The 25,320-nt window shown below is 60.9% G+C and carries 17 protein-coding genes and 1 pseudogene; 5 read left to right on the plus strand and 13 right to left on the minus strand.

What is annotated here, in order from left to right; genetic code table 11:
- Positions 1 to 16: 16 nt before the first annotated feature.
- The 4 genes from RGM2987_RS26785 to RGM2987_RS26800 all read left to right on the plus strand — a co-directional run bounded on the left by RGM2987_RS26785 (position 17) and on the right by RGM2987_RS26800 (position 5,484).
- The gene (locus RGM2987_RS26785; RefSeq protein WP_245145878.1) at positions 17 to 2,431 is read left to right on the plus strand and encodes a TonB-dependent receptor; all 2,415 of its coding nucleotides are present in this window, start codon (positions 17 to 19) and stop codon (positions 2,429 to 2,431) included.
- A gap of 64 nt (positions 2,432 to 2,495) precedes the next feature.
- Positions 2,496 to 3,677, plus strand: coding sequence for an ABC transporter substrate-binding protein (locus RGM2987_RS26790; RefSeq protein WP_245145879.1), 1,182 nt, complete (start codon positions 2,496 to 2,498; stop codon positions 3,675 to 3,677).
- The gene (locus RGM2987_RS26795; protein ID WP_245145880.1) at positions 3,674 to 4,735 is read left to right on the plus strand and encodes an iron ABC transporter permease; all 1,062 of its coding nucleotides are present in this window, start codon (positions 3,674 to 3,676) and stop codon (positions 4,733 to 4,735) included. Before RGM2987_RS26790 ends, RGM2987_RS26795 begins: the two co-directional genes overlap by 4 nt.
- Entirely contained in the window at positions 4,729 to 5,484 is a 756-nt protein-coding gene (locus tag RGM2987_RS26800) for an ABC transporter ATP-binding protein (protein WP_245145882.1), read from the plus strand. Before RGM2987_RS26795 ends, RGM2987_RS26800 begins: the two co-directional genes overlap by 7 nt.
- Before the next feature lie 62 nt (positions 5,485 to 5,546).
- Here the strand turns inward: RGM2987_RS26800 and RGM2987_RS26805 are convergent, their stop codons facing one another.
- The 9 genes from RGM2987_RS26805 to RGM2987_RS26845 form a co-directional block, all read right to left on the minus strand.
- Positions 5,547 to 6,530: a GlxA family transcriptional regulator gene (locus RGM2987_RS26805; RefSeq protein ID WP_245146162.1), complete on the minus strand. Its 984-nt coding sequence runs from the start codon at positions 6,528 to 6,530 to the stop codon at positions 5,547 to 5,549.
- Positions 6,531 to 6,589: 59 nt separating this feature from the next.
- A complete protein-coding gene (locus RGM2987_RS26810) occupies positions 6,590 to 7,426 on the minus strand; it encodes an ABC transporter permease subunit (protein ID WP_245145883.1) in 837 nt (278 codons plus the stop codon).
- On the minus strand, positions 7,423 to 8,271 hold the full coding sequence (locus tag RGM2987_RS26815; RefSeq protein ID WP_245145886.1) for an ABC transporter permease subunit: 849 nt from the start codon (positions 8,269 to 8,271) through the stop codon (positions 7,423 to 7,425). Before RGM2987_RS26815 ends, RGM2987_RS26810 begins: the two co-directional genes overlap by 4 nt.
- Positions 8,268 to 9,386 carry a glycine betaine/L-proline ABC transporter ATP-binding protein gene (locus tag RGM2987_RS26820; protein WP_245145888.1) on the minus strand — a complete coding sequence of 373 codons (1,119 nt, stop codon included), beginning with the start codon at positions 9,384 to 9,386 and terminating at the stop codon, positions 8,268 to 8,270. The genes RGM2987_RS26815 and RGM2987_RS26820 overlap by 4 nt, the downstream gene beginning before the upstream one ends.
- Positions 9,387 to 9,460: 74 nt before the next feature.
- On the minus strand, positions 9,461 to 10,309 hold the full coding sequence (locus RGM2987_RS26825) for a glycine betaine ABC transporter substrate-binding protein (RefSeq protein WP_245145889.1): 849 nt from the start codon (positions 10,307 to 10,309) through the stop codon (positions 9,461 to 9,463).
- 71 nt (positions 10,310 to 10,380) lie between these two features.
- Positions 10,381 to 11,727 carry an FAD-binding oxidoreductase gene (locus RGM2987_RS26830; protein WP_245145895.1) on the minus strand — a complete coding sequence of 449 codons (1,347 nt, stop codon included), beginning with the start codon at positions 11,725 to 11,727 and terminating at the stop codon, positions 10,381 to 10,383.
- Complete coding sequence (locus RGM2987_RS26835) at positions 11,724 to 13,241, minus strand: aldehyde dehydrogenase (protein ID WP_245145898.1); 1,518 nt, start codon at positions 13,239 to 13,241, stop codon at positions 11,724 to 11,726. Before RGM2987_RS26835 ends, RGM2987_RS26830 begins: the two co-directional genes overlap by 4 nt.
- Positions 13,234 to 14,145 carry a dihydrodipicolinate synthase family protein gene (locus RGM2987_RS26840; protein ID WP_245146164.1) on the minus strand — a complete coding sequence of 304 codons (912 nt, stop codon included), beginning with the start codon at positions 14,143 to 14,145 and terminating at the stop codon, positions 13,234 to 13,236. The genes RGM2987_RS26835 and RGM2987_RS26840 overlap by 8 nt, the downstream gene beginning before the upstream one ends.
- 388 nt (positions 14,146 to 14,533) lie before the next feature.
- Positions 14,534 to 15,490, minus strand: a complete 957-nt coding sequence (locus RGM2987_RS26845) for a LysR family transcriptional regulator (protein ID WP_245145900.1) — start codon at positions 15,488 to 15,490, stop codon at positions 14,534 to 14,536.
- Positions 15,491 to 16,213: 723 nt separating this feature from the next.
- Between RGM2987_RS26845 and RGM2987_RS26850 the strand changes: the two genes are divergently transcribed.
- Positions 16,214 to 16,576 (plus strand): DUF6124 family protein, encoded by a 363-nt coding sequence (locus tag RGM2987_RS26850; RefSeq protein WP_245145901.1) that lies wholly within the window; start codon positions 16,214 to 16,216, stop codon positions 16,574 to 16,576.
- 144 nt (positions 16,577 to 16,720) lie between these two features.
- Here RGM2987_RS26850 and RGM2987_RS26855 read toward each other — a convergent pair.
- The 4 genes and pseudogenes from RGM2987_RS26855 to RGM2987_RS26870 all read right to left on the minus strand — a co-directional run.
- A pseudogene (locus tag RGM2987_RS26855) lies at positions 16,721 to 18,031 on the minus strand (aldehyde dehydrogenase family protein); the annotation flags it as partial.
- Between the two features lie 533 nt (positions 18,032 to 18,564).
- Complete coding sequence (locus RGM2987_RS26860; protein ID WP_245145904.1) at positions 18,565 to 20,199, minus strand: methyl-accepting chemotaxis protein; 1,635 nt, start codon at positions 20,197 to 20,199, stop codon at positions 18,565 to 18,567.
- 205 nt (positions 20,200 to 20,404) lie between these two features.
- The gene (locus tag RGM2987_RS26865) at positions 20,405 to 21,034 is read right to left on the minus strand and encodes a response regulator transcription factor (protein WP_245145906.1); all 630 of its coding nucleotides are present in this window, start codon (positions 21,032 to 21,034) and stop codon (positions 20,405 to 20,407) included.
- The gene (locus tag RGM2987_RS26870) at positions 21,031 to 25,281 is read right to left on the minus strand and encodes a PAS domain S-box protein (protein WP_245145907.1); all 4,251 of its coding nucleotides are present in this window, start codon (positions 25,279 to 25,281) and stop codon (positions 21,031 to 21,033) included. The genes RGM2987_RS26865 and RGM2987_RS26870 overlap by 4 nt, the downstream gene beginning before the upstream one ends.
- Between the last annotated feature and the right edge of the window lie 39 nt (positions 25,282 to 25,320).

Raw genomic sequence — 25,320 nt, forward strand, 5'->3', positions numbered from 1 at the left:
ATAGGGTCACCCATCCATGCTTGTTGCACGGCCCCTGCGTCCGGATCGTCCGCCCAAGCCCGTCATCCGCAGTGTGCTGTTCAGCCTGGCTCTGGGCATGGCCAGCGGGTCGTTCGCCCGGGCCGCCGAACCGTTGAAGCTGGAGGCCGTCGCTGTGCGCACCTACGACATCGCCCCGGGACCGCTGGGCGCCGCCCTGTCGAGCTTTGCCGTGGATGCCGGGATTGCCCTGTCGTTCCAGCCTTCGATCACCGAAGGCCTGCTGAGCCCGGGGCTGTCAGGCACTTACCCGGCCCAGGAAGCCGTCGCCCGACTGCTGGGCGACAGCGGCGTACAAATGGTTGCCCGGGATGACGGCAGCTACACCCTGGTGCTGCGCCAGCTGTCCCTGCCACAGATCACCGTCGCTACCCCCGGCCTGCGGCCAAGCGATCTTCCTCCCACTTACCTCGGCGATCAGGTCGCCCGCGGCGCACGCCTTGGCCTGCTGGGCAACACCGACGTGATGGACGCGCCGTTGAGTATCAATAGCTACACCTCGACGTTGATTAAGGATCAGCAGGCGGTCACCGTTGGCGACGTGCTGGAACGTGACCCTTCAGTGCGTTCCACGGGCCAGACCGGGGGAATTGTCGACTCGTTCTTCATCCGCGGTTTTCCAGTGGGCGAAGGCAACCTCGGTGAACTGACTTTCGACGGGGTGTACGGCGTGGCCTCCAATTACCGAGTGTTCACCGACTACGCCGAGCGGGTCGAACTGGTCAAGGGCCCGGGCGCGCTGCTCTATGGCGTGTCACCCAACAGTGGGGTCGGAGGGGTGATCAACCTGGTCCCCAAGCGGCCCCTCGACGAAGACCTGACCCGATTCAGCACCCGCTATGCCATGAACTCACAATTGGGTGGACATCTCGACCTCAGCCGACGCTTTGGCGAAGAACGTCAGTTCGGTCTGCGGCTCAACACCAGCACCCAACAAGGTGACACCGCGATCGACAAGCAGACCCGTGACGTCGGCATCGGCGCGATTTCTCTCGACTATCAAGGGGAGCGCCTGCGCGCCACCCTGGACCTGATCAACCAGAAGGAAAAGTTCGACGCGGCGTCCCGGCCGTTCCTGATCGAACCCGGTATTCAGATCCCCTCCGCCGCCAACGGGCGCACCAGCGTCAGCCAGGACTGGGGCCGGTCGGAAACCCAGGACAAATCGGCGCTGCTCGGTGGCGAGTACGACCTCAGTGACACCCTGACGGTCTTCGCCCATGCCGGCGGCGGTCAATCCAATGTCGAACGGCTCTCCGACCAGACCCCGACCATCATCAACGAGGCCGGCGACACATCGTCGACGCCCGGTTACTACAAGTTCAAGGTCCAGCGCTACACCGTCGACGCCGGGGCGCGCCTGGCTTTCGACACCGGACTGGTGAGCCACAGCGGCGTCCTGCAAATCACCCGCTATCGCGATGAGCTGTCCCGGGGAATCATTTCCGGGCCTGGCATCCTGTCGAATATCTACCATCCGATCGATCGTCCGCGGCCAACCATCGGCGAGCCGGATACACCGAAGGTCTCCGAGAGCGAGCTGTCGGGCGTGGCGCTCGCCGATACGCTGTCAGTGCTCGACGAACGCTTGAAAGTCACTGTCGGGCTACGCAGGCAAGACATCAAATCGGATAACTACGACGCGGCCGGCGCGGTCACCACGGCCTATGACAAAAGCGCGACCACGCCACTGTTCGGTGTCGTCACCAGGCCCTGGGAACATGTCTCGCTCTACTACAACTACGTCGAAGGCCTGGGCAAGGGCGACATCGCGCCGTCCGCCGCTTCGAATGCCGGCGAGATCTTTTCCCCCTACCGCTCGCGGCAGCAGGAAGTCGGGATCAAGCTCGACTACGGCAGTTTCATGTCCACCCTCGCGCTGTTCCAGATCAAGAAGCCCAGCGGCGAGCTGGCTTCCGGAGTGTTCTCGGTACAAGGCCAGCAGCGTAACCGCGGCGTGGAATGGACGATGTCGGGGGAGCTCGCCCCAGGCACCCGCCTGCTCGGTGGCATCACCTTGCTGGATGGCGAACTGACCAGGTCCGGGGTCGCGGCCAACCGTGGCAACCGACCGGTGGGCGTACCGAAGGTCCAAGCCAACCTCTGGGCCGAGTGGGACGCACCCGGCGTCGATGGCCTGACGCTGACCAGTGGCGTGATCCACACCGCCAGCCAGTACGTCGATCAGGCCAACACTCAAGAGCTGGATGCCTGGACCCGCGTGGACGTCGGCGCGCGCTATGCCACCCGGATAGCAGAGCGGCCCACCACCTTTCGCGCCAGCGTCCAGAACGTGTTCGACCGCGAGTATTGGTCCGGTGTTGCCTCCTATGGCGCGTTCTCCCAAGGCTCGCCGCGTACGTTGTTGTTGTCTGCCACCGTTGATTTCTGAAACGTCCGGTCCGGGTCGGCGCCTGTCGCCAATGCCCGACCTGACCTTTGCAAAGGCCTGAACCATGGTTACCGTTTTTCGCCGTCGACACACCCTCACTGCACTGCTCTGCGCAGCACTGATGTCGCTTCTATGCCTGGCGCCACGCGGTGCGCTTGCCGCTGAAGCGGACCCGGCCCTGGGTACCGTGACCGACCTGCTCGGGCGCAAGGTCAAGGTCCACCTGCCCGTGCGCCGCGTCATCCTCGGTGAGGGCCGCCAGCTGTACCTGGTGGCGGCGCTGGACACGCAAAACCCCATCGAGCGCATCGTCGGCTGGCGCAAGGACTTGATCCAGTCCGATCCGGACACCTACGGCGCGTACCTGCGGGCCTTTCCCGCCGTCGCCAAAATCCCCACGTTCGGCGGCTTTGAAGACGGCACCTTCGACATCGAGCAGGCGATTTCCCAACGCCCCGACGTGATCGTCCTCAATATCGAAGCCCAGCACGCCACCGAGGATGCGCGCTACATCGAGAAGCTCGACGCCTTGGGAATCCCGGTGGTCTACGTCGACTTTCGCAACAACCCGATGCAAAACACCGAGCCGACCATGCGCCTGTTTGGCCAGTTGTTCGGCAAAGAGCAGCGTGCCGAGGACTTCATCGAGTTTCGCAAGCAGCAGATCCGCCGCGTCACCGACGTCATCGAGGCGCGCCACCCGGCCCGCCCGAATGTGTTCATCGAGCGCATTGGCGGCTACACCGACGATTGCTGCCTGAGCTTCGGTAACGAAAACTTTGGCCTGTTTGTCGAAATGGCCGGTGGCAACAACATCGCCAAAAACATCATTCCCACCACCTTCGGCCAACTGAACGCCGAGCAGGTGATCGTCGCCAACCCGGACCAGGTGGTCGTGACCAGCGCCAATTGGGAGGCCTTTGCCCCCGGCGGCCATTGGGTCGGCGTTGGCCCGGGTGCGGACATGGCCCAAGCGAGGAAAAAGCTCGCCTGGTACATCCACCGTCCCGCCTATGCAGGCATCAAGGCCCAGAATGACCAAGCCTTCCACGCTGTCTGGCACCAGTTCTACAACAGCCCCTATCAATTCGTGGCCATTCAGCAGTTGGCGAAATGGTTCCACCCGACGCTGTTCGCCGACCTGGACCCGGATGCCGCGTTCCGTGAGTTGCACGAACGATTCCTGCCGGTGCCCTATGAGCCGGGCTACTTCGTCAGCCTGGACAAGACGCAGGTGAAACAATGACTTCGTTGAACGAGGCACTGGTGGTGCAACGGGACGCCTACCGGCGACTGGTCTTGCGTAAGCGTCTGATCCTGGCGGCCCTGGTGCTGTTGCTGCTATGCAGCGTCCTGCTGGACCTGGCCCTCGGCCCGGCGAGCTACAGCCTCGATGAAGTCCTGGGCGCGCTGTTGTCCCCGCAGAGCGCTTCACCCCAGGTCCGGGTGGTGATGTGGGACATCCGCCTGCCGGTGGCATTGATGGCCGTTGCGGTGGGCGCGGCACTGTCCCTGGCTGGCGCGCAGATGCAGACAATCCTCAATAATCCGCTGGCCAGCCCTTTTACCCTGGGCATTTCCGCCGCCGCCGGTTTTGGCGCTGCCATGGGCCTGGCCTTCGGAGTCGCGCTGTTTCCCTTGGCGGCGCAGTACATGGTGCCGGTGAACGCGTTCATCATGGCGATGCTTTCGGCGCTGCTGATCCACTTCCTGAGCATGCGTCGCGGTGTCACCGCCGAGACCATCGTGTTGCTGGGCATCGCCCTGGTGTTCACCTTCAATGCACTGTTGGCACTGGTGCAGTTTTTCGCCACCGAACAAGCCGTCGCGGCCGTGGTGTTCTGGACGATGGGCAGCCTGACCAAGGCCACCTGGCCCAAGCTCGGGGTGATTTGCCTGGTGATCCTCATCACCCTGCCGATCTTCGCCAGGCGCGCCTGGGCCCTGACCGCCCTGCGCCTGGGCGATGACAAGGCCGCCAGTTTCGGCATCAACGTGCGCAGCCTGCGCTTTCAGACGCTGATCATGGTCAGCCTGCTCGCCTCCTTCCCGGTGGCCTTCGTCGGCACCATCGGCTTCATCGGGCTGGTGGGGCCGCACATCGCCCGGATGCTGATCGGCGAAGACCAACGGTTCTTCCTGCCGGCTTCCCTGCTGACCGGCGCGCTGATCCTGTCCGCCAGTTCGGTGGTCAGCAAAACCCTGATCCCGGGCGCGATTTTTCCCATCGGCGTGGTGACCTCGCTGATCGGCGTACCTTTTTTCATATCTCTGATTCTCGGCGGGAAGAAAAACTCATGGTGAAAATCCAGTTGGAGAATCTCGGTGCCGGCTACGGCCAGCGCACCGTCATCGAGGGCGTCACCACGACCACCTTCCTCGGCGGCCAGGTCGTCGCGGTCGTCGGCCCCAACGCCGCGGGTAAATCCACCTTGTTCAAACGCATGGCCGGGCTGATCGACGGCCCTGGGAAGGTGATCCTGCAAGACTCGCAAAAGGGCCCCGAGGGCATCAGCTACATGCCCCAGGGCCTGAATGCCAGTGCGCGGTTGACGGTCTACGAGTCGGTGCTGTTGGCACGCAAACAACTGACCCCGGGCTGGGTGGTCCACGACGAAGAGCTGCGGCTGGTGGATGAGATCCTCGAGGCGCTCGGCATGACCCCGCTGTCCTTCCGCAACCTCGGCGAGCTCAGCGGCGGCCAGCAGCAATTGGTGTCCATCGCCCAGACCCTGGTGCGCGAACCGGAAATCCTGCTGATGGACGAACCGACCAGCGCCCTGGACATGCATAGGCAGGTCCAGGTGCTGAACTTCATGCGGGCCCTGGCACGCAAACGCGAGGTCATCGTGTTCATTGCCATCCACGACCTGAACCAGGCTCTGCGCTTCGCCGACCAGGTGCTGGTCATCGCCGACGGCACCACCCAGGGCAGTGGCCCGAGCAGCGAAGTGATCAGCGAATCGATGCTGCGCAAGGTCTACAAGGTCGAGGCGCGGATCGAGCGATGCAGTCGCGGGCAGGCGCATATCCTGATTGACGATATTGTGTAACGGCTCAGGTGGCTAACGGCGCGATAAGGCGACACCTGCTCGACACCCAGAGAACCGCCAGATCATCTCACCCGCCGTCGCTCCATCGAGGGACGGTAGCCGAAGTACGCGCTGTAGCACTTGCTGAAATGGCTGGGTGAGACGAAGCCGCACGCCACCAGGACCTCGGTCTGGGACAGCTCGGTATGCTGCAGCAGACGCCGCGCCTCGGTGATCCGCAGCTCCAGGTAATAACGCTGGGGCGGCGTGCCCAATTGTTCCTTGAACAGCCGCTCCAACTGGCGCCGCGAGCGCCCGGCATAGAGCGCCAGTTCATCGATCTCCAACGGCTCTTCCAGGTTCGCTTCCATCAGCGCAATGACCTCGCGCAGCGGCGCGCTGACGCACACCATGGGCGAAACCTTTACGCGACGGTAGCGCGACTCCTCGAACGACAGGATGTCTTCGATGCCTTCCACCAGGGCTTTGCCATGCAGTCCCCCGATCCAACTCAGCGCCATCTGGAAAGCCCCCGCCGGACTCGACGCCGTGAGTCGATCGTTGTCGATCACCAGCGCCTCGCTGGTCACCTGTGTTGCTTTGGCGAGCTCCGCCAGGGCCGGTCGATGCTCGGGGTGAATGGCGCATCGGTAGCCGTCGAGCAACCCGGCGACGCCCAAAAACCATGAACCGTTCCACAAGCCCGCCAGGCTGATACCCCGCGCTGCGGCACCTCGCAGCCATGCAATCAGCTCCTCATCGGCGTTGAGTTCGGTGCGATAGCCGCCGCAAATCACCAACAGGTCCAGCCCCTTCAGCGCATCAGGGCCCAGCACCGCATCGGGACGGATCACCAACCCCAGGTCACTGACGATCTCTGCGCCGTCCAGGCCGAAGGTGGTGGTCGAAAACAGTCCGGGACGCAGCAGGTTCGCGGTGACAAGGGTATCCAGAACCTGCGTGAAGGCCGGCAACGAAAAATGCTCCAACAGCAAAAAGCCTGCGCGAGTCTGTCGCGCAGGTACCGCCTTGTCCGCTTGCAGGAAACGCAGGTTCTTACCCTGCATCACTGCGCTGAACTGACGTCTTGTGTTCACACCCTGCCCCGTCTCATGGCGAGCCCTGTTCAGACCAGCCTACGAGGCGAATGGCGCTGCAACGCGCCGCGCGACAGCCGATCGAGCAGCAACGCCACCGCGACAATCGCCAGGCCGGCGCGCAAGCCCAGCCCCATCTCCATTCGCGTGAGGCCCCGCGTCACTTCGGCGCCCAATCCACCCGCCCCCACCAGCCCCGCCAGTACCACCATTGCCAGCGAAAGCAGGATGCACTGGTTAAGGCCCACCAGAAGGGTCGGCGCAGCCGTTGGCAGTTCGATCTTGAACAGGATGTCTCGCGGCGATGCGCCTGAGGCCTGGCCGAGTTCCAGCAGGTCCTTGGGTAGTTGCTTGAACGCCAGGGTGGTCAACCTGAGCATCGGTGGGATGCCGTAGACAATCGTCGCGATGATCGCCGGCACGCGCCCCAGGCTGAACAACATGACCGCTGGAATCAGGTAGACCCAGGGCGGCACCGTTTGCATGATGTTCAGTACCGGCAGCAGCGCTGCATCGACACGCTTGACCCGCGCCGCCAGAACGCCTAATGGGAAAGCAATGGCGACCGAGATCAGCACTGCCACCGCCACCAGGGCGATGGTCTGCATCGAGGCACTCCAGAGCCCGGAAAACAAACAGAAGGCCAACATCACTGCGGCATAGGCCGCCACTTTTTTGTTGGCGAAAACCACCGCGGCGATCACCACCAGACCAATCAGGACGTAAGGGTGCGGAGCGAGCAACAGGCTTTCCACGGCGCCGAGGACGGTCTCGATGACCTTGCTGATGACCACGAACAGTCCGTGGAAATTGGCGTTGAGCCAGTCGACGGCGGGGGCCAGAAAAGCGCCAGGAGAAAAGTTCATGGTTGCTCCCCTTTGGTGGGTCGAACGGCGCTTTGCGCCAGTCGGTCCAGAATCATGGTCAGGATCACAATAGCGATGGCCGCGTTGATGGACTTGGCGATATCCAGCGTGCGAACCGCACCATAGATCGATTCGCCCAGGCCTCCGGAGCCGACGATGCCGGCAATCACCACCATCCCGAACGCCATCATCAGGCTCTGGTTCACGCCGGCCATGATGCTCGGCAGCGCGAACGGCAGGCGGATCTTGTAGAACATCTGCCACCCGGTCACGCCGCTGGCATCGCCCAGTTCGATGAAGGCCTTGGGCGTCATGCGGATTCCCAGCGACGTCAGGCGCAGCGCCGGCGGCACCGCCACGATGAACGTCGCCAGCAGCGCGGTGGCCGGGCCATACCCCAGCAAGGCAATGGCCGGCAGCAGATAGATATACGGAGGCATCGTCTGGATCAGGTCCAGGCACGGATCGACGACCCGATCGATCGACGGCGCCAGCCCCGCCAACACGCCCAGCGGGATCGCCACCAGCAAGGCCAGGAACGTCGCGGTCAGGACCAGCGCCAGGGTGCTGACCGTTTCCGTCCACAAGCCGATAAAGGCACAGAACAGCAACGCCAGCCCGGACAGCAGTGCGAACCGCCAGCCAACGGCGCGCCAACCAATCAGTGCGATCAGCAGCACGATGACGTAGGACGGTGGTGATGCGATGCACCACAGGACGCCTTTATAAACCCCGGCGAGCGCCGCGTTCACGGCATCGAATACGAACTCACCGTTGTCTGCAAGCCAGCCAAGCCCGGCGTCTACCGCTGAGTCGAACTGGCTGGAAAAGTCGGGCGTGGTCATGGGGAAGTCTCCACCAATGCGCTGCGCGAATGTTCAGTGAATTCATTGGGGATACCCTGGACGCCCCGCAGCAAGTCACGGGGCGTGATAATCCCGACCACCGCGCCGGCATCGACCACGGCCAGTGCATCGCGCTCGGATTTCATCGTCAGGCCGATCAACTCGTTGATGTCGGCGTTGAGCGTGGTCTTGAGCAACCTGGAGGTGTCACAGCCGGGATTTGCCGCCCGGTAAGACTCCACCGGCGTCATCACCGAGTGGGCCTTGACCAGGTGCAGACGTGAGATGCCTGCGACAAATTCGGCGACGTAATCGTCCGCCGGATTGAGGACGATTTCTTCTGCCGTGCCGACCTGAATGATGACGCCATCCTTCATGATCGCGATGCGATCACCAATGCGGATCGCTTCATCCAGGTCGTGAGTAATGAATACTGCGGACTTTCCAAGCTCCTTGGTCAACTGGCGGAACTCGTCCTGCAGTTGCCGACGGATCAACGGATCGAGCGCACTGAACGGCTCGTCCATCAAAATGACTTCGGGGTCCGCCGTAATCGCCCGGGCGAGCCCGACGCGTTGCTGCATGCCGCCTGACAGCTCGCTGGGGTAACGCGAAGCCCAGTCGGTGAGCCCGACCTTGGCCAGGGCACGCTCCGCGACCTTGTAGCGCTCGGCCTTGCCGACACCCTGGACTTCCAGGCCGAAGGCGGTATTTTCCAGCACGGTTCGGTTGGGCAACAACGCCACACTCTGGAAAACCATGCCGATGTTGCGCGCCCGCACATCGCGCAACTGCGCGGGGGTCAACGAGGAAAGATCCTTGCCTTTGACCAGCACCTTCCCGGCGCTGGGTGTGATCAGTTTGTTGAGCAGCCTGATCAGCGTGGATTTGCCACTGCCGGACAACCCCATGATGCAGAAGATCTCTGCACGGCGAACCTGAAGACTGACGTCAGAGACGCCCACCACGCAGCTGTAGTCTTGCAGGACCTGGGTCTTGCTCAGGCCCTGCTCAACCACGGCCTGCATGGCCGCCGGAGCCCTGGGGCCGAAAATCTTCCAGACTGCCTGGCAATCTATCAGTACTTCGTTGGTGTCGATATGAGCCGTTGTCATTTGGTAACCCATCGAGCCAGTGTTGCTGGCTTCTCTCATTGAACGAAAGGCGGCAGTGGCAAACTACTTACGTTTTAATTCTTGATATTGGCCCAACGCTTCATCAGCTCGGCATGGCTGTCGGTCCAACCCTTGACCGCTTCATCCATGGTCTTGCCGTCCTTGACCTCGCTGTTGATCTGGGTGATATCGGCCAGGGGAACATAGACACCCGCCATTACTTCCCGGGCGTGAGGGAAGGCTTCGGAAAAGCCCTTGTGGCCGACCCAGTAGTAACCCTGTGCCGGTGGGAAAACACCTTTCGGATCCTTGAGGAACTTGAGGTCATATTTCTGCGCCATCCACGACGGCTCCCAGACGGTTACCGCTACCCACTCCTTGCGGTCCACCGCCGATTTCAGCGCAGCGGTCATCGCCGCGGTACTGCCTTCGAGCAACTTGAGCTTGAGGCCATAGCTGCCCACCGCCTGGGTGGCATCGCTCATCAGACCCGAACCCGGTTCAATACCGATGATCTTGCTGCTGAACTTGTCGGCGTTGTCGTTAAGCTGGTCGATGGAATCGATGTCCACGTACTTCGGTACCGCAATGCCCTGGTAGAGCCCGAAGGAAACCGGCGAGAGTTTTTCAAGACGGTTCTTGTTCTTGGTCCAGTAGTCGTAGGCCGCATAGTCGGTTTGCGACGCCAGCACCTGGATGTCGCCCTTGGTCAGTGCCGCATAGGCAATGCCCCACTCGGAGAACTCAACGACCTTCACGGTGTAGCCGGAGTTTTCCAGGGCCTTTTTCGTGATGCCGGTGATCGGGGTCAGGTCTTCCCACGACAAGGTCCCCATGGTGATGGTTTTTTCTTCCGCCTGGGCGGACATGCTCATCAAGCCCACCATTGCAATGGCGCACAGTGCCTTCCACATTTTTTTCATGGTCTTCCTCATCTACATGTCAACAGAGAGTGATGGCTTCCAGGGACGAAAGCCGTTGTGGTACAGGGCAGTCAACCTTCTCGACCGGCTCTGAGGGCTTGCCAGCGAATGACCGAGCCGACCCCCAGGCTTGTTATTATTTTGGGCGGCAGCCTGCTGGGTTCAGGGCTGCGGCTGAAGGTTTCGAGAAACCTTGAATCCGTCCCGGTTGCCAGCTCGGCGGCCATGACACCTGCCAACGTGCTTTTCACGGTACCCAGACCGTTTTCGCAGCACGCCGAATACAGGTTTTGCTCCACCTCTCCAAACGCCGGGGCACTGTTGCGGCTCAGACACAGACGGCCGGCCCAACTGAACTCCAGCGGTGTCGATTTCAATTCAGGAAAGCGCACGTCCAGGGAATGCCGCTGCTCCTGGGCCACCTGCGCGACCCGCTTGAGCGAGACCTGGATACTCGGGTCATAAGTGAATCGGGTGCGGATGACGATACGCGAGAGCCCGTTGGCGCTGACTTTTCGCACGGTGGCCCCCATCGGGTCGGCGGGCAACAATGCCCAGCGGGCGTGACCGGTGACTTCACGATTGAACTCAGCATGGCTGTAGGCCGCGGTCATCGAGGCGTAGGTGAACACGTGCAACAGCCGCCCCTGAAAGTGGCCGAAATCCTCGACATGGCCGTTGACCGCGAGGATCACTTTGGCCGCGCTGACGCGACCGCGATGGGACCTGGCCAGCCAACTGCTGCCCTGTCTGGACAGCTCGACCACGGGAGAGCGCTCGAACAGAGTGATTTTGTCAGCCAGGCCCTGGGCCAGGTCCCTGATGTACTGCGCCGGTTGAATCATCACCGCACCCGGCGTGCGGAGCCCACCGTGGTAATAATCCGAGCCGGTGATCTCGCGCATCTGGGCCGCGTCGAGCAGCTCGTACGATTCGCCAATGCCTTGCAGCGACCTGGCGTAGTTGAGGTTGAGCTTCATACCCCGTTCGGTCGCCGCCGCATTGATCTTGCCGGAGGGATCGAACGTTTCGGCGGTCATGCCGTATTCCTGCGCCGCTTGGGCTGCGAATCCAATGGCAAAGCGGTTCTGGGTAATTTCAAGGGCCGTGGCGGACTCACCGGCCACCGAATACTCACCCGATGACAGGCTGTGGGGCACATCGATCATAAAGCCCGAGTTGCGGCCAGCCGGCCCCTTGGCAATCTCCAGGGCATCCACCACCACGATGGAATCCTGGGGGCGCAGCTGCGAGAGCCGGCGAGCGGCCGACAGACCGGCAAACCCGGCGCCGATGATCAACCAGTCCGCCGTGACATCGCCATCAAGCATGCGCACCGGTGTGACACGCGTCGAGATGGCTTCCCACCCGGAAACCCCGGTATCCACCGGCAGGCGCTTGATGGAATGTTGGCTCATTTTACGGTCTCGTCCACTGAGCGATCGGACATGTCGATCCAGATGGTTTTCAGTTCCGTGTACTGGTCATGAGCGAAGACGGATTTATCCCGACCGCCGAAACCGGACGCCTTGTAACCGCCGAACGGCGTGGAGGCATCGCCTTCGCCGAAGCAGTTGACGGTGACGATACCGGCGCGGATTTCCCTCGACAGCCGGATCGCTTTGCGCAGGCTGCCGGTATAGACCGAGGCCGCCAGGCCGTATACCGAGTCGTTCGCCAGGGCAACCGCTTCAGCGATCGAACTGAAAGTCGTGACCGAAAGCACCGGGCCGAAAATCTCTTCTTGGAACAGGCGGCTATCGCGATCGACCCCGACCACCACGGTAGGCTGGACGAACGCATCGCCTTCGGTTTCACCGCCGTAGGCCACTTCAAGATTTGCGGCGGTGGCGTACTCAAGGTACGACTTCACCTTTTCGAAGTGTTCCGGGCTGACCAGAGCGCCAACGCGATTGTGCGGGTCCAGCGGGTCGCCCATCTTCCATTCACGGATGTAAGCGCCCATGCGCTCCAGCAACTCGTCTTTCACCGACTCGTGCACCAGCAGGCGTGAGGTCGCCGAGCAGTTCTCGCCCATGTTCCAGAACGCCCCATTGACCACCTGTTCGGCCACCAGGTCGAGGTCTTCGGCATCGTCCATGACCACCGCAGGGTTCTTGCCACCGCACTCGAGCACGATGCGCTTGAGGTTCGAATCCGCGGCGTAGTGCAGGAAACGCCGGCCGGTGGCAGTCGAGCCGGTGAAGCTGACCATGTCGACATTCTGGTGCAAGCCGATCGGCTCGCCGACTTCCCTTCCGGTGCCGGTGACGATGTTCAATACACCGGCCGGCACGCCGGCTTCGAAGGCCAGCTCGGCAACCCGTAACGTGGTCAGGCTGGTTTGCTCGGCGGGCTTGACGATGACCGAGCAACCGGCGGCCAGCGCCGGGCCGATTTTCCAGGCCAGCATCAGCAATGGGAAATTCCAGGGCAACACGCAACCGACCACGCCGATAGGCTCGCGCACCACCAGGGCCAGCGCGCCACTGCCGACAGGCGCGGTGTTGTCGTAAATCTTGTCGATCAACTCCGCATGCCAGCGCAACGTATGGATGGTGTCCGGCACATCCACCAGCTGGCATTCGCGCACTGGCTTGCCGCTGTCCAGGCTTTCCAGCACCGCCAGTTCATGGCTGTTGATCTCCAATAGCTTGGCAAACTTCAACAGCACGGCTTTGCGCTCACCGGGCGGCAACGACCGCCAGCGCCCATCTTCAAACGCTTCCCTGGCCTTGCTGACGGCCAGGTTCACATCGTCAGCGTTACAGGCGGCGACTTCGGCAAGCACCTCGCCCGTGGCGGGGTTGATGGTGGTAAAGGTATTGCCCGAAATCGCCGGTTTGAACGAGCCATTGATAAATGCGTTCGACGCAAACGTCATCGATTTCGCGATGGCCGCATATTCGGCCGCAGTCAGTAGATCACGCATGGTTGGCTCCCGAGGTGATGTGGGCGACGGTGCGCTTCACATTGGCGATAACGGTCTGAAGGCTGCGCTGGTCGTCTGAATTCAATGGCCGCAGCGGCGCACGTACATCGCCTACTTTGAGCCCATTCAATTCGCAACCGAACTTGATGGACTGCACAAACTTTCCGCCATCCAACGCATTCATCAAAGGCATCATCGCGGACATGATCCGACGGCCCTTATCGAAGTTCTTTTCAACAACGCAGGCCTCGTATAATGCAACATGTTCTTTTGGTAAAAAGTTGGAACCCGCACACACCCAACTTCTCGCCCCCCAGGCAAAGAACTCCAGTGCTTGATCATCCCAACCGCAGGAAAGCGCAATATGTGGAAACTCACGGGCAAGCAAATGCACACGCCCCATATCACCGGAACTTTCCTTGATCGCAACAACGTTCTTCGACTTGCCGACGCGCGCCAGATACTCCTCATTCATCTGTACGCACATACGCCCCGGATAGTTGTACAACATGATCGGCATGTTGGCGGCACGGTCGATGGTCAATGCATGGATCGCGTTTTCCTGATCGGTCGGCAGTGCATAAGGCGGGGTTGTCACCAGGATGGCGTCGGCCTTGATGGCCTTGGCATCCTGGGCAAACAACACGGCGTCTTCGGTTCGGATCGCACCGGTACCGATAATCAGCTGCACACGGTTGTTAATGACGTCTTTGGCGTGAGCGGCAAGTTTCAGACGTTCTTCTGCGGTTTGCGCATAATATTCACCGGTAGAGCCGCCAATAATAATGCCATGCACGTTCGCTTCTACCAGATATTCCAGAACGTCTGAAAATACCTTCCAGTCAATTTCACCACCGGGCGTATGCGGCGTGACGGCGGGTGTGTATATGCCTTCGAATCTCAAGACGATTTCTCCGAATAAAAAATGACCGGAAGTATCAACAATCAGTACGACCTGCGTTTTTTCGCACCTGGGGACCTGGCCCATCATGTAATCGGAACAGTCGCTATCCGCTGGCAAGCGTCTTTCAATGCAGGCAGGATGGGTTCATGCAGCGTTCAGTATTTATCAGACCGTATCTATCCCAATTGGCAGTGACGACGGCTTCTTATTTTAAAACCTAGGACTATGGTAGTCGTAAGTTCCAGATCTTATTTGAACTAATGCCGAAGGGTGCTTGCGGCCTGGATCAAGATTACGTCGCGCACTTGCGCCTCGACAAGAAACCTTTACGCCGATCAATGCATAACAAAATGTTATCGATCGAGCCGGGACGCTGGCCCGTGCGGGTTTATTCACTGAATTGAGAAAGCAGCCAGTCCCTCAGGCGACAGCAGGCATCATCGCTCTGGCGGTCCTCCCTGAAGGTCAGGTAATGCTGGCTTTCCTTGAGCACCATCTCGTCGGCAACCGGACGCACCAGCGTGCCGTTTTCGATCAGGTGCGCCACCAGATGGTCCCAGCCGAGCGCCACGCCCTGATGGGTCAACACCATGCTGATGATGAGGTTGTAGTCATTGGCATTGAGTACGTGCGGGCTGTCATGGGGACGTTCGTCCATGACGATACGGTGGAACGCAAACCAGACCCCCCAGTCAACGTGCTCGGCGACCTGGGCGCGGCCATAGGGGCTCAGGTTCAACAGAACACCATCGCGCAGGGCTTCCAGGCTCGACAGCTCAGGATGATCGGCTTGGTATCGGGGCGTGCATACGGGGTAAATGACGTCGTGAAACAACGGATAGCTACGATAGCCATCCTGGATCCTGGCCATCTTGGTGATGAAAATATCCGGCTTGATCCCAGGCTCCATCGACAGGAAGTTCTGGGTGGTGATGAGATTCAGGTCGATGTCAGGGTTCTGGGAAAAAAACGTCGGTAACCGTGCTGACAACCACAGCGCGGAAAACGCCGGAGAGCAGCAAAGCGTCAGGATCTTCTTGCCGGAGTTTTTCGTCCGGATGCGTTCTGCCGCTTGTGAAATATTGACGAAAGACATCTGGGCCGCATCGAAGAAAATCACGCCGGCCTCGGTCAACTCGACCGCCCTGCCGACCCGTTTGAACAGGTTGACCCCCAGGTATCCCTCCAGCTCACGGATCTGCCGGCTGATGGCGGCCTGGGTGACGCACAAGGCTTCTGCCGCGCGGGTGAAGCTCTGGTATTTGGCAGCCGCTACGAAGGACTTCACCGCTTTGAGTGACGGCATTTTCAGCAGCGTCATGTCTGGATCGATGTGCTTGACCATAACCTGGAGTATTGATTTCCGGCTGGAGGCCCGCGGGCCTGTATGAAAAGGGGCGACTGTTGGCTTGCAGCGCAGGGCCGAGATTAGCGGAAAACGTCCGGCTGGCTATAGCCCAAAATCGGGCGGCGTCCGGACGCCTGGGCCTGCATCAACGGGAAACGGGGCAGCTGGCTCCAGATCCTCTGCCGCGAAAGCGCATCGTTGCGGCGAGCAATGTAGGAATATTCCCCAAGCGTGCCCTCCGCTCATTATCCGCGGCATTACCTCGTTTAATAATGAGCAGTCCAAAAACGGCCTGTAAGACGCTGTATTTGCAACAGCACAGAACCAGGATAATCACAAAGAGAAGTCGATCCGTTTAATTGTCGCAAACATACCAGTACGGACACGTTTAAATACACTCAAGATTACGCCCTAAAGGCTACGAAACCTTGCGCCGTTCCTTACGCGTGCGTCAGAATCCGCCGGCTTGTGCGCTTTGCCCCCGGGCTCTATCGTTTGCCTGCCACTGCCCATCAGTGGTCGGGTTTAGTAGCCCCCAGGTTTGGTAAGGTGCACGAGCACCATAATAGTCAGGTCAGATCCTGCACTTTATGGTGGTTGTGCGCAGGGCGCCCTCGGGCGCGCCGGTTTTTGCCAATTCCTCCGGTCTACTAACCTGCGCACAGCCGCCACCCTTCTTTTAGTAGAGAACGGTTGCAGCTCCACTATAGGAATTGTCATATGTTCAAAGTAACGCCCAACCCCCCGGACATCGGTCCGGTACCCTTCGACGCCTCTCTCGATCCTCGGAAACTAAAAGAGGCGGCAGACCGTGCACTCAACTTCTACCTCAACCCCGGGGCGACGAAAACGCAGATACCGCCCCGCAAACCCAGCGCTATCTTCACCATCGACGCAGCGGTGGATGACGAAACGTTGCTCGTCGAGGCATGCGAATCCCTGGCATCCGCCAGTGTGTTGGTCAACGATCTCGCCGAGTTGACCGACGGTCCACGACGACAAACGATGCTGGTGCTGCAACGGGTCATCATGTTGGGCGAGTTAGCGGTCAATCGCGTACTGGATAACCACAAGCCTGGGTAGTTGTCAGGCGGGTAGCGAGGGCGCTTGCGCCCTCGCTGTTTAGAAGCACCCAAGGACTGCTGTTATTTCTTTGCGGTAATGCTACCAACGTAAGATCGCAGATGCTGGCGCGCGGCGCGCTCCGGGCTCAGGCCACACAGGCCGCTAGCTCGCCCGAACGCTCATCCCTACACCCTTCAACCGGATGAACTCGTCCAGGCCAGCCTTGCCGCCTTCTCGCCCGAAGCCGGACAAGCCCACGCCGCCGAAAGGGGACGCTGCCAGGGAAGCGGGCGTTGCCTGGTTGACGAATACCGTGCCTGCGTTCAACTGGCGCACCATCCGCTGGGCAATGTTCAAATCATTCGTCTGCACGTAGGCCGCGAGCCCATATTCGGTGGCATTGGCAAGCGCCACCGCCTCGGCCTCGTCGCGGAATTTGAAGGCGCACAGGACCGGGCCGAAGACTTCCTTCTGGGCGATGGTGCTGTACGGATCGGCCTCGGAAATCAGCGTTGGCGTGACGAAATTGCCTCGGCCATCGCCGGCCGCTTCACCGCCCGTGAGAAAGTGCCCGATCTGCTGCTCGCGTGCTTCGCCGATCATGCCCTGTACCCGCTCGCATGCGACAGCGTTGACCATGGGCCCCACAATCACGTTCTCGTTGAGCGGATCGCCATAGGGCAACTGCTCCATCGTCGCCTGAACCGCCTGAACGAACGGCTCGTATATCGATTCATGGATCATCATCCGAGTGGGCAAGGCACAACCCTGGCCACTGTTGGAGAGGCCGAACGCAGCGCAATACGCGGCCGTGCCGGGGATGTCGATGTCTGGGAACACCAGGTTCGCCGACTTGCCGCCCAGCTCGAATACGCAAGGCTTCAGCGTTTCGGCAGCGGAGCGCATGATCGAGCGCGCCCCGACCGGGCCACCGGTAAAGGAAATCTTGTCGACACCGCGGTGGCGAACCAACGCCTCCCCGGCGGCTATGCCACCTGGAACCACATTGATCACCCCCGGTGGGACGCCCGCTTCCAACCCTAGTTCGACGAAGAGTTGCGAGCTGAACGGCGTGAACTCGGCCGTGATGACCACCGTATTGCCGGCGGCGAGCGATGGCGGAATCTTCATGGCAAGCGACAGCAACGGCGCGTTCCAGGTGATGATATGGCCGATCACACCGTACGGCTCCGGCACAGTGTATTCGAAGTTGTCGCCGGGATTGATGCCGGTGACGACTCCCTCGATTTTGTCTGCCCATCCCGCGTAGTAGCGCGTCCAGCCGAGGATGCGCGGCGCCATGCCGTGCACCATGGTACTCATTGGAATACCGTTCTCGACCACCGCCATGTTCATGAACCGCTGCATGTTCTGTTCGATCAGGTCGGCGAAGCGATCGAGGATCTGCCGACGGCGAAACGGCTGCATGTCCCGCCACGCTGGAAAGGCCGCGCGTGCGGCGAGTACAGCTGCGTCGACCTCTAGCTGAAGGGCGACATGAGGAACTCAGCGTCCGGCCGCGTCGCTTGTTCGGTAGCCCGAAAAAACGCGCCCACCTCATGCGAACCCCAGCTCAATACCCCGCTGCGCGTCAGCAGATACCGAAGCGACGTGGCAGCCAGCCGCATGCCGTGAAATTGACAATTCTGCGAAGCCGACTGTGGCAACGACAAGCGTTGCCTGAACATGATGCCGCGGTGCTCGCGCTTCTCGAGGCCGGAGCATTGGCGGAAGTCGACCTGACGATCCCCGGCCTGCGAACCGCGCACGGTGCTGGGAGCTGGCGCCAACGGCTACTGGGGGGAACTGCTCTGCATGAAAGGATTGGAGCGTAAGGAGGGCTAAAGCGTAATACCAGTCTGTCAAGCCATAACCCCGTGGGAGCAAAGCTTGCTCGCGATTGGGGTAAGTCAGTCGACACCTGAATAGGCGGGTCCACTGCTATCGCGAGCAAACTTTGCTCCCACCGTTGGGCGGTGTTTGCGACATCTCTTTTCGTATAGAGGCTAGAGCACGAAGCCCCTCATCATTTCACGCAGGTTATGCACCACCTGGTTGAGTTCCTTGGTCGTCGTGAAAGTCTTGCCTGCCACTTCCTGCGACTCGACAGAAAAATCCCTGATGTTCAGCAGGTTGTGATCCACCTCACGCGCGACCACCGCTTGCTGCTGCATCGCACTGGCGATGGTCTGGTTGCGTTCGGAGATCAACTCTACCGCCTGGGCAATCTCATCCAGCGCCCCACCCGCTGAGCGGGCAACGTCCAGCGTGCCGTCGGCTTTCTGGGTGCAACCTTTCATCAGCAGCACCGAATCTTCAATGTCGCCCCGGATGCCGGCGACCATCTCCTCGATTTCGACAGTCGATTGCTGGGTGCGATGCGCCAGTCCCCGCACCTCGTCGGCCACCACCGCGAAACCGCGACCGGCATCGCCTGCGCGAGCGGCTTCAATCGCGGCGTTCAAAGCCAGCAGGTTGGTTTGTTCGGCAATCGAGCGGATCACTTCCAGGACCCGGCCGATGTCCTGGCTTTTGCGGGCGAGCTCGCCGACCTGCGTGGAGGTCTTCTGCACCTCTTCGATCATCTGCTGGATCGCGCTGACAGTCGCGACCACCATCTCCCGTCCTTGCCTGGAAGAACTGCTGGCGGTTCCGGAGGCCTCGGAGGCCAGGAACGCGTTACGCGCCACTTCCTCCACCGCGGCGGTCATTTGCGTCACGGCGCTCGCCGCCTGCTCGATTTCCTGGGTCTGGCGCTGCAACCCCGTCGAGCTCTGCTCGGACAGGTTCTTCATGTCTTCGGAGGTATGGGACAGATGATCGGCGGACACGTAGATACTGTTGATCGTATTGCGCAGGCTGTGTTGCATACGCTCCAACGCCTTGAGCAAACGGGCAGGCTCATCGGTACCATCGGTGTCCTGGCTCGAGGTGAGATTGCCCACCGCGACCGCCTCGGCAACCGCCAGCGCCCGGGTCAGCGGACGCAGGAAGCTGCGAGCCAACAGCCAGGCGACAATGCCGCCCAACAGGATGAGCGCGGCCGTCGAGCCCCACATCAGGCGGCTGAACTCACTGGCCACCGCATACGCTGGGCTGGCGGCCTGTTTGCTCATGCCCTCCTCCAGGTCGATCATCTGGTTGATCGAACGCAGCCATTCCACGAACGCCGGGCGGGCTTGAGACAAGAGCAGGTCGAGGGCTTCGGCATTACGACCCGCCAACCGCAGCTCTGTTACCTTCGCGATCAGCGGCAGGGTCTTGGCCTCGATCTGCTTGATGGTGGCGAGTGCGCTGCGTTCCTCAGCGGTGATGTCATTACGCGTCGCGAACATCTGGTCGAGCTTTTCGGCCGACGCCGCATAGTCCGCAGCGAGTTTCTTGATTTTCTCGAGCTCGGGAGGCAGTTCGGCGTCGTTGGCGATCAGCAACGTGTCGCGCAAGACAATCGCCCGGTCATGCACGCTGCCGCGAAAGTTGATCGCGTAGCGGGACTTGACGTTGTTCACGTCGTTGATGCTGGCCAGGGTGTCCTTGATATAGGTGACCTGGGAGGTCGCCAGCCACGTCAGGACCGTCGACATGACCAGGATAAATGCAAAGCCAAAACCCAACCTTGTACTGACATTCAATTTCATCATAACGATTCCTGAGGCGTGCTCGCGAATAGCTGAACGGGAAGATGCACTGGTAAACCGTCGAAAGTTCACCTGTCCGTGAGGCCTGCTTTCGTTTGATCCAGAATCGCACGCGCATGCAGCCTGACAACATCAGGCTGCCCTGCTTTTCAGGTAGGTTTTCAGGCTGGCCTGGTAGGGGCTTGCTTACCCCGCCAATAGAGCCGGGTCAGAGCAGTTTTTGCGTCATGGCATAGCGCACGATATCGGCCGTGCTGATGAAGCCCATCTTCTCCATCAAGCGCGCCTTGTGGGTGCTGACCGTCTTGTGGCTGATGACCAGCTCGGTCGCGATCCGCGAGACGTTCATGCCGCGGGCCAGCAGGCGCATGACCTGCAGCTCCCGGTCGGTGAGCACATCGTGCTGGCTGCCAGGCCCCAGGCCCGAGGCGGCGAAGGCCATTTGCTCGGCCAATGCTGCGTCAATGTAGCGACCCCCGGCCGCCACCCGGCGGATCGCCGCCAGCAAGGTCTCGGGGTCGCGGTCCTTGGTGAGGTAACCGGACGCCCCGGACTTGAGCGCACGCTGGGCGATCTGCACTTCGTTGTGCATGCTCAGCACCAGGATCGGCAGCTGTGGGTAGTGAGCGCGGATGCGCGCCACCAGGTCGTCGCCACTGATGCCCGGCATGCTCATGTCCAGCAGCAACAGATCAATGCCTCCCCCGCGCAACTGTTCAAGCAGCAGGACCCCGTTTTCCGCTTCAGCCACGACTTGCAAGTCCCCGGCGAGTGCGAACAGTTGCTTGAGACCTTCGCGCATGATGGCGTGGTCGTCAGCGATCATCAATTGGATCATGGCGCCTCTGGATTAATGTGAAAAGGAATGTTTACCCGCACACGTGCCCCTTGCCCCGGGGCGCTGTCCACGGTCACCGTACCGCCGAGCATATGCCCGCGTTCGCGCATGCCGAGCATACCCAGCGTGGCCTTGGACAGACGTTTGGGGTCGAAGCCCTTGCCGTTGTCCCGCACCTCGATCAGCACGTTTTCATCGCCGCATTCCAGGTCGATCTCCACCCTGCTGGCCTGGGCATGCCGGGCGACATTGGTCAGCGATTCCTGGATAACCCGGAAGATCGCCGTGGCCCGTTCGTCGTCGAGCTCCAATCGGTCCGAAGGCGCTCGCAAGCCACAGGGGATACCGGTGTTGTGGGAGAACTCGGAAACCAGCCATTCAAGCGCTGAGGTCAGCCCCATATCCAGCGCCGACGGACGCAGGCTGGTCGCCACGTTGCGAACCACCTGGATGGTTTCGTCGATCCGTCCCATCAGTAGCTGGATGCGTTCCACCAACAACGGCTGACCGTTGCCAAACTGCAGCCGCAGCATCGAAATCCCCATGCGCAGCGCGGTCAGCTGCTGCCCAAGTTCGTCGTGGATCTCCCGGGCGATGCGCTTGCGTTCCTCTTCACGCGCACTTTCGCGATAGCTGGACAACTGGCGCAGTTGCTCATGGGACTCCTTCAGGCGCAGCTCCGCTGCACGCATGGCGCTGACATTACGCCCTACCGCCAGGACGCTGACCAATATGCCGTGCTGGTCACGCTCCGGTACCAGGCGAATCTGGAAGCTGGCAATCCTCCCGCCTTGCGCGGTCGGGATGTCCAGCGACAGTTCCGCCTCGGAGGCGTTTCGAGTCTGGATGACATTTTCAAGCGCATGCTGAAAAAGTCGAGCGATGTTCATGTCCGAGGTCACGTCCCACGACCTTTTCCCCAACAGCGCCTCCAGCGAATAGCCTAACGCGCGTTGTGCCGCGGGATTGGCATACAGGAAGCAGCAATGCAGGTCGAAGCGGGTGATGATATCCGGGGAGTTTTCCACCAGCGCGCGGAACTCCTGTTCGCGGGCATGCAGCACACGTTCGGCATATTTGCGCTGGGTAATGTCCCGGGCAATACCGACGATTCTGCGCACACTCCCACAGGCATCGCGCACCGGGATCAGCGTGGTGTGAAAGGTCAGTCGCCCGCTGACCAGATCCAGTTCATCCTCTTCGTCGATCGGCATGCCGCTTTGTACGCAGCGCCGGAACTTGGCGTTCTCGACGGCGGCGACATAAGGCGGCAGCACTTGCTCGACCGTCTTGCCGATCAGCCTGGCACGGGGCATCCCTACACTGCGCTCGAAGGCCGGGTTGACCTCGATATAGCGCAGACATTCATCGCCTTTCATTTCCAGCAGGAACAACGGATCCAGGGAATTATCGAAGATGTCCCGGTAGCGTTGCTTACTGGCGACCAGCAGGGTCTCGGCGCGCTTGCGCTCGATGGCGATGGCCGCCAGATGGCTGGCCTGGCGCACCAGTTTGAGGTCTTCCTTGGTGGGCTTTGCCCGCTTGCGTAGAAAGATGCAAAAGGTGCCCAGGATCTTGCTGGCAGAGTCCTTGATCGGCTCGGACCAACAGGCGCACAAGCCGACTTTGGTGACCATTTCACGGTAGTGAGTGCAGTAGGGATGCGTCAACATATCTTCGGCAATGACCGTAGTACCGCGCCAGGCGGCGGTCCCGCAAATCCCCATGCCCTCGCCGACCTCGACGCTTTCCAGCGCTTGAAGACATTCAGGCGGCAAGCTGGGTCCGGAGCCCAGGCGCAGGTAGCGACCGTCGTCGTCCGCCAGCATGATACCGGCCAGGAAGTCAGGGTTATCCTGCTCGATATAGTTGATCACCAGCGACAACACGCCCACCAACGGAGCGCCCCGGGCAAGCTGCTCGAAAATAGCCAGCCGGGACTCCTCCTGGCGCTCGTGGCGCTTCAAGGCGGTGATGTTGTGCCCCTTGGCCAGGACGCTGACCACCGAGCCATCCAAGCCTCGCTCGGCAATGAACTGCATGGCGTGGGAACCGGTTTTCCCGGTGACAGGGCATGCCCACTCCAGGAGGGTGTCCAGCGGCTCCCCGGTCTCCATCACCTGCTGCAGCAGCTCCCGGTATCGGCTGACCGGGTTATCGGCGCTCCAACTCTCTTCGAGTGGCAGTTGCAGCGCCTGGGCAGCCGCGATTCCGGTTTCCCGCTCGAACGCCGGGTTGACATAGGTTCGCCGAAAGTTCAGGTCGTAGCGGATGATCATATTCAGCGAGTTTTCCGCCAGGGCCCGGAATTGCTGCTCGCTGGCCAGCAGCCGGGCTTCCATCCGCTTGCGTTCGCTGATGTCGCGGCTGATTCCGACGATGCGGTAGATGTTGCCCTGTTCATCGCGCACAGGGATGAACGTCGACAAGGTGGAGATATTGCCCGCCGGCAGTTCGAGTTCATCTTCACACTCGACCATTTCACCGCTGGCGAGGCACTGTTCGAGCGGGGCGAGGATTTTACGTGCTGTCTCTGGTACGCCGGTCTCACCGACATATTTTCCGATCAGCTTCTGACGCTGGTACCCGGACGAGTGCTCAAACGCGCTATTGATCTCGAGGTAGCGCAAGCGTTTGTCTTCGGTCACTTCCATCAGGTACAGGCAGTCCGAGGAGTTATCGAACACCTCCTGGTAACGCCGCTCGGTGTACCACTGCTGCGCCTGCTGGAGCTTGCGCTCGGTGATGTCCCGTGCCAGCGCCAGGTTGTAGTTCTGCCCATCGAGCCCGATGAAAGAGACGCTGATTTCGACCGCAAACGTGTTGCCGGCCTTGGTTCGGTGACGGGTTTCGATGAGTTCGGATGGAAACGGCGGGGTGTTCAGCGGGTTAAACCAGAAGTCGATGACCCGTTCGTTGCTCCAATCAGGATCAATGTCGCCCACGCTCATGCTCAGCAACTCTTCGCGGCTGTAGCCCAGGGCTCGACAGGCTTCTTCGTTGACATAGCGAAAGCGCGCCTGGCTGTCGACCAGGAAAGCGGCCTCGTGCACATGGCTCAGGGCAAAATCCCGCAAGGAAACACGTCCCTCGGCTTCAAGCAGGCGGCTGAGGTCCTCGATCTGGACGATATAGTACGAAACGCTGCCGTCCTGGCTATGGACCGCACTGGCGGTCAGTTGCACCCTGAAGTACTGGCCGTCGCGATGCCGGTAGCGTTTTTCCAGGCGGATATGAGGCACCGTATTATCGATCAGGCGCTGGAAGTAACCGCGTTCCCTGGACAGATCGTCCGGATGGGTCAGCGAATGGCAGGTCGTCTCCAGTAACTGTTCCTGGTCCCGTCCGAGCATTTCGCAAAGATATGGATTGACCCGTAGCCAACGGCCGCCGGGAGCGATCAAGGCCATGCCGATGGCCGCGGACTCAAAAGCCAGGCGAAAGCGTTCTTCACTTTCCCGCAAAGCCCGCTCGACGACCTTGCGCTCGCTGATGTCATGCAGGAAACCGCACCAGATGATCGAACCGTCCGCCTCCAGCGTCGGCCGGGTGCGGCCCTCGATCCAGACCACGCCCTTTTGCGGGTGGCATATCCGGTATTCGCATTGCCAGATAGACAGGGTCCGAGCAGACTCCTGGATCGATGTCTGGACCAATGTCACATCATCGGGATGGATCCGTTCGAAGAGCACGTTGATGTCACGCTTCAACTCCTCGACCGTTAGTCCGTAATAGGTTTCATAGCCCGGTGAGATCCACGGCATCGAGATCGAGCCGTCGCTTGCCAGGCGAAAGGTGCCGATGACGCCGGGAGCGGTTTCAGTGATCCGTTGCAGCCAGTGATCCTGCTCGAGAAATTTGTCCAGGCTTTGCGGCGCGTCCACCGGCGTGATCTGGACCAGTACGCATGCACCCGCGGTCGCCCGCTTGCTGCGACCCTGCAACCGCCGGCCGTCCTTGTGCCGATAGGACAATTGCACCGGCTGGTCGCCGAGCCCCGGCAAGACTTGCCCGTCCACGGCCAGCCGGACCATCGGCTCGACCGGATGGAGCAGCTCGACGAACGGCGCCTGCGAAACCTCAGCCAGGGTGTAGCCGAGCAACTCGGTAAACGCGGCATTGACCGTGGTTACACGCTCTTGATCGTCAAGAATGACCAGGGCGCATGACACCAGGTCGAAGGTCGCTGCGAACAGTTGCGACTGTGTACTGCGCGTGTTGAACGCGACCGTATCCGTAGAGAGCATCGTATGTACTCGCGCAGTGTTGAGTGGCCAGGCGCTTTT

The organism is Pseudomonas sp. RGM2987, from assembly GCF_022952855.1.
GTDB lineage: Bacteria > Pseudomonadota > Gammaproteobacteria > Pseudomonadales > Pseudomonadaceae > Aquipseudomonas.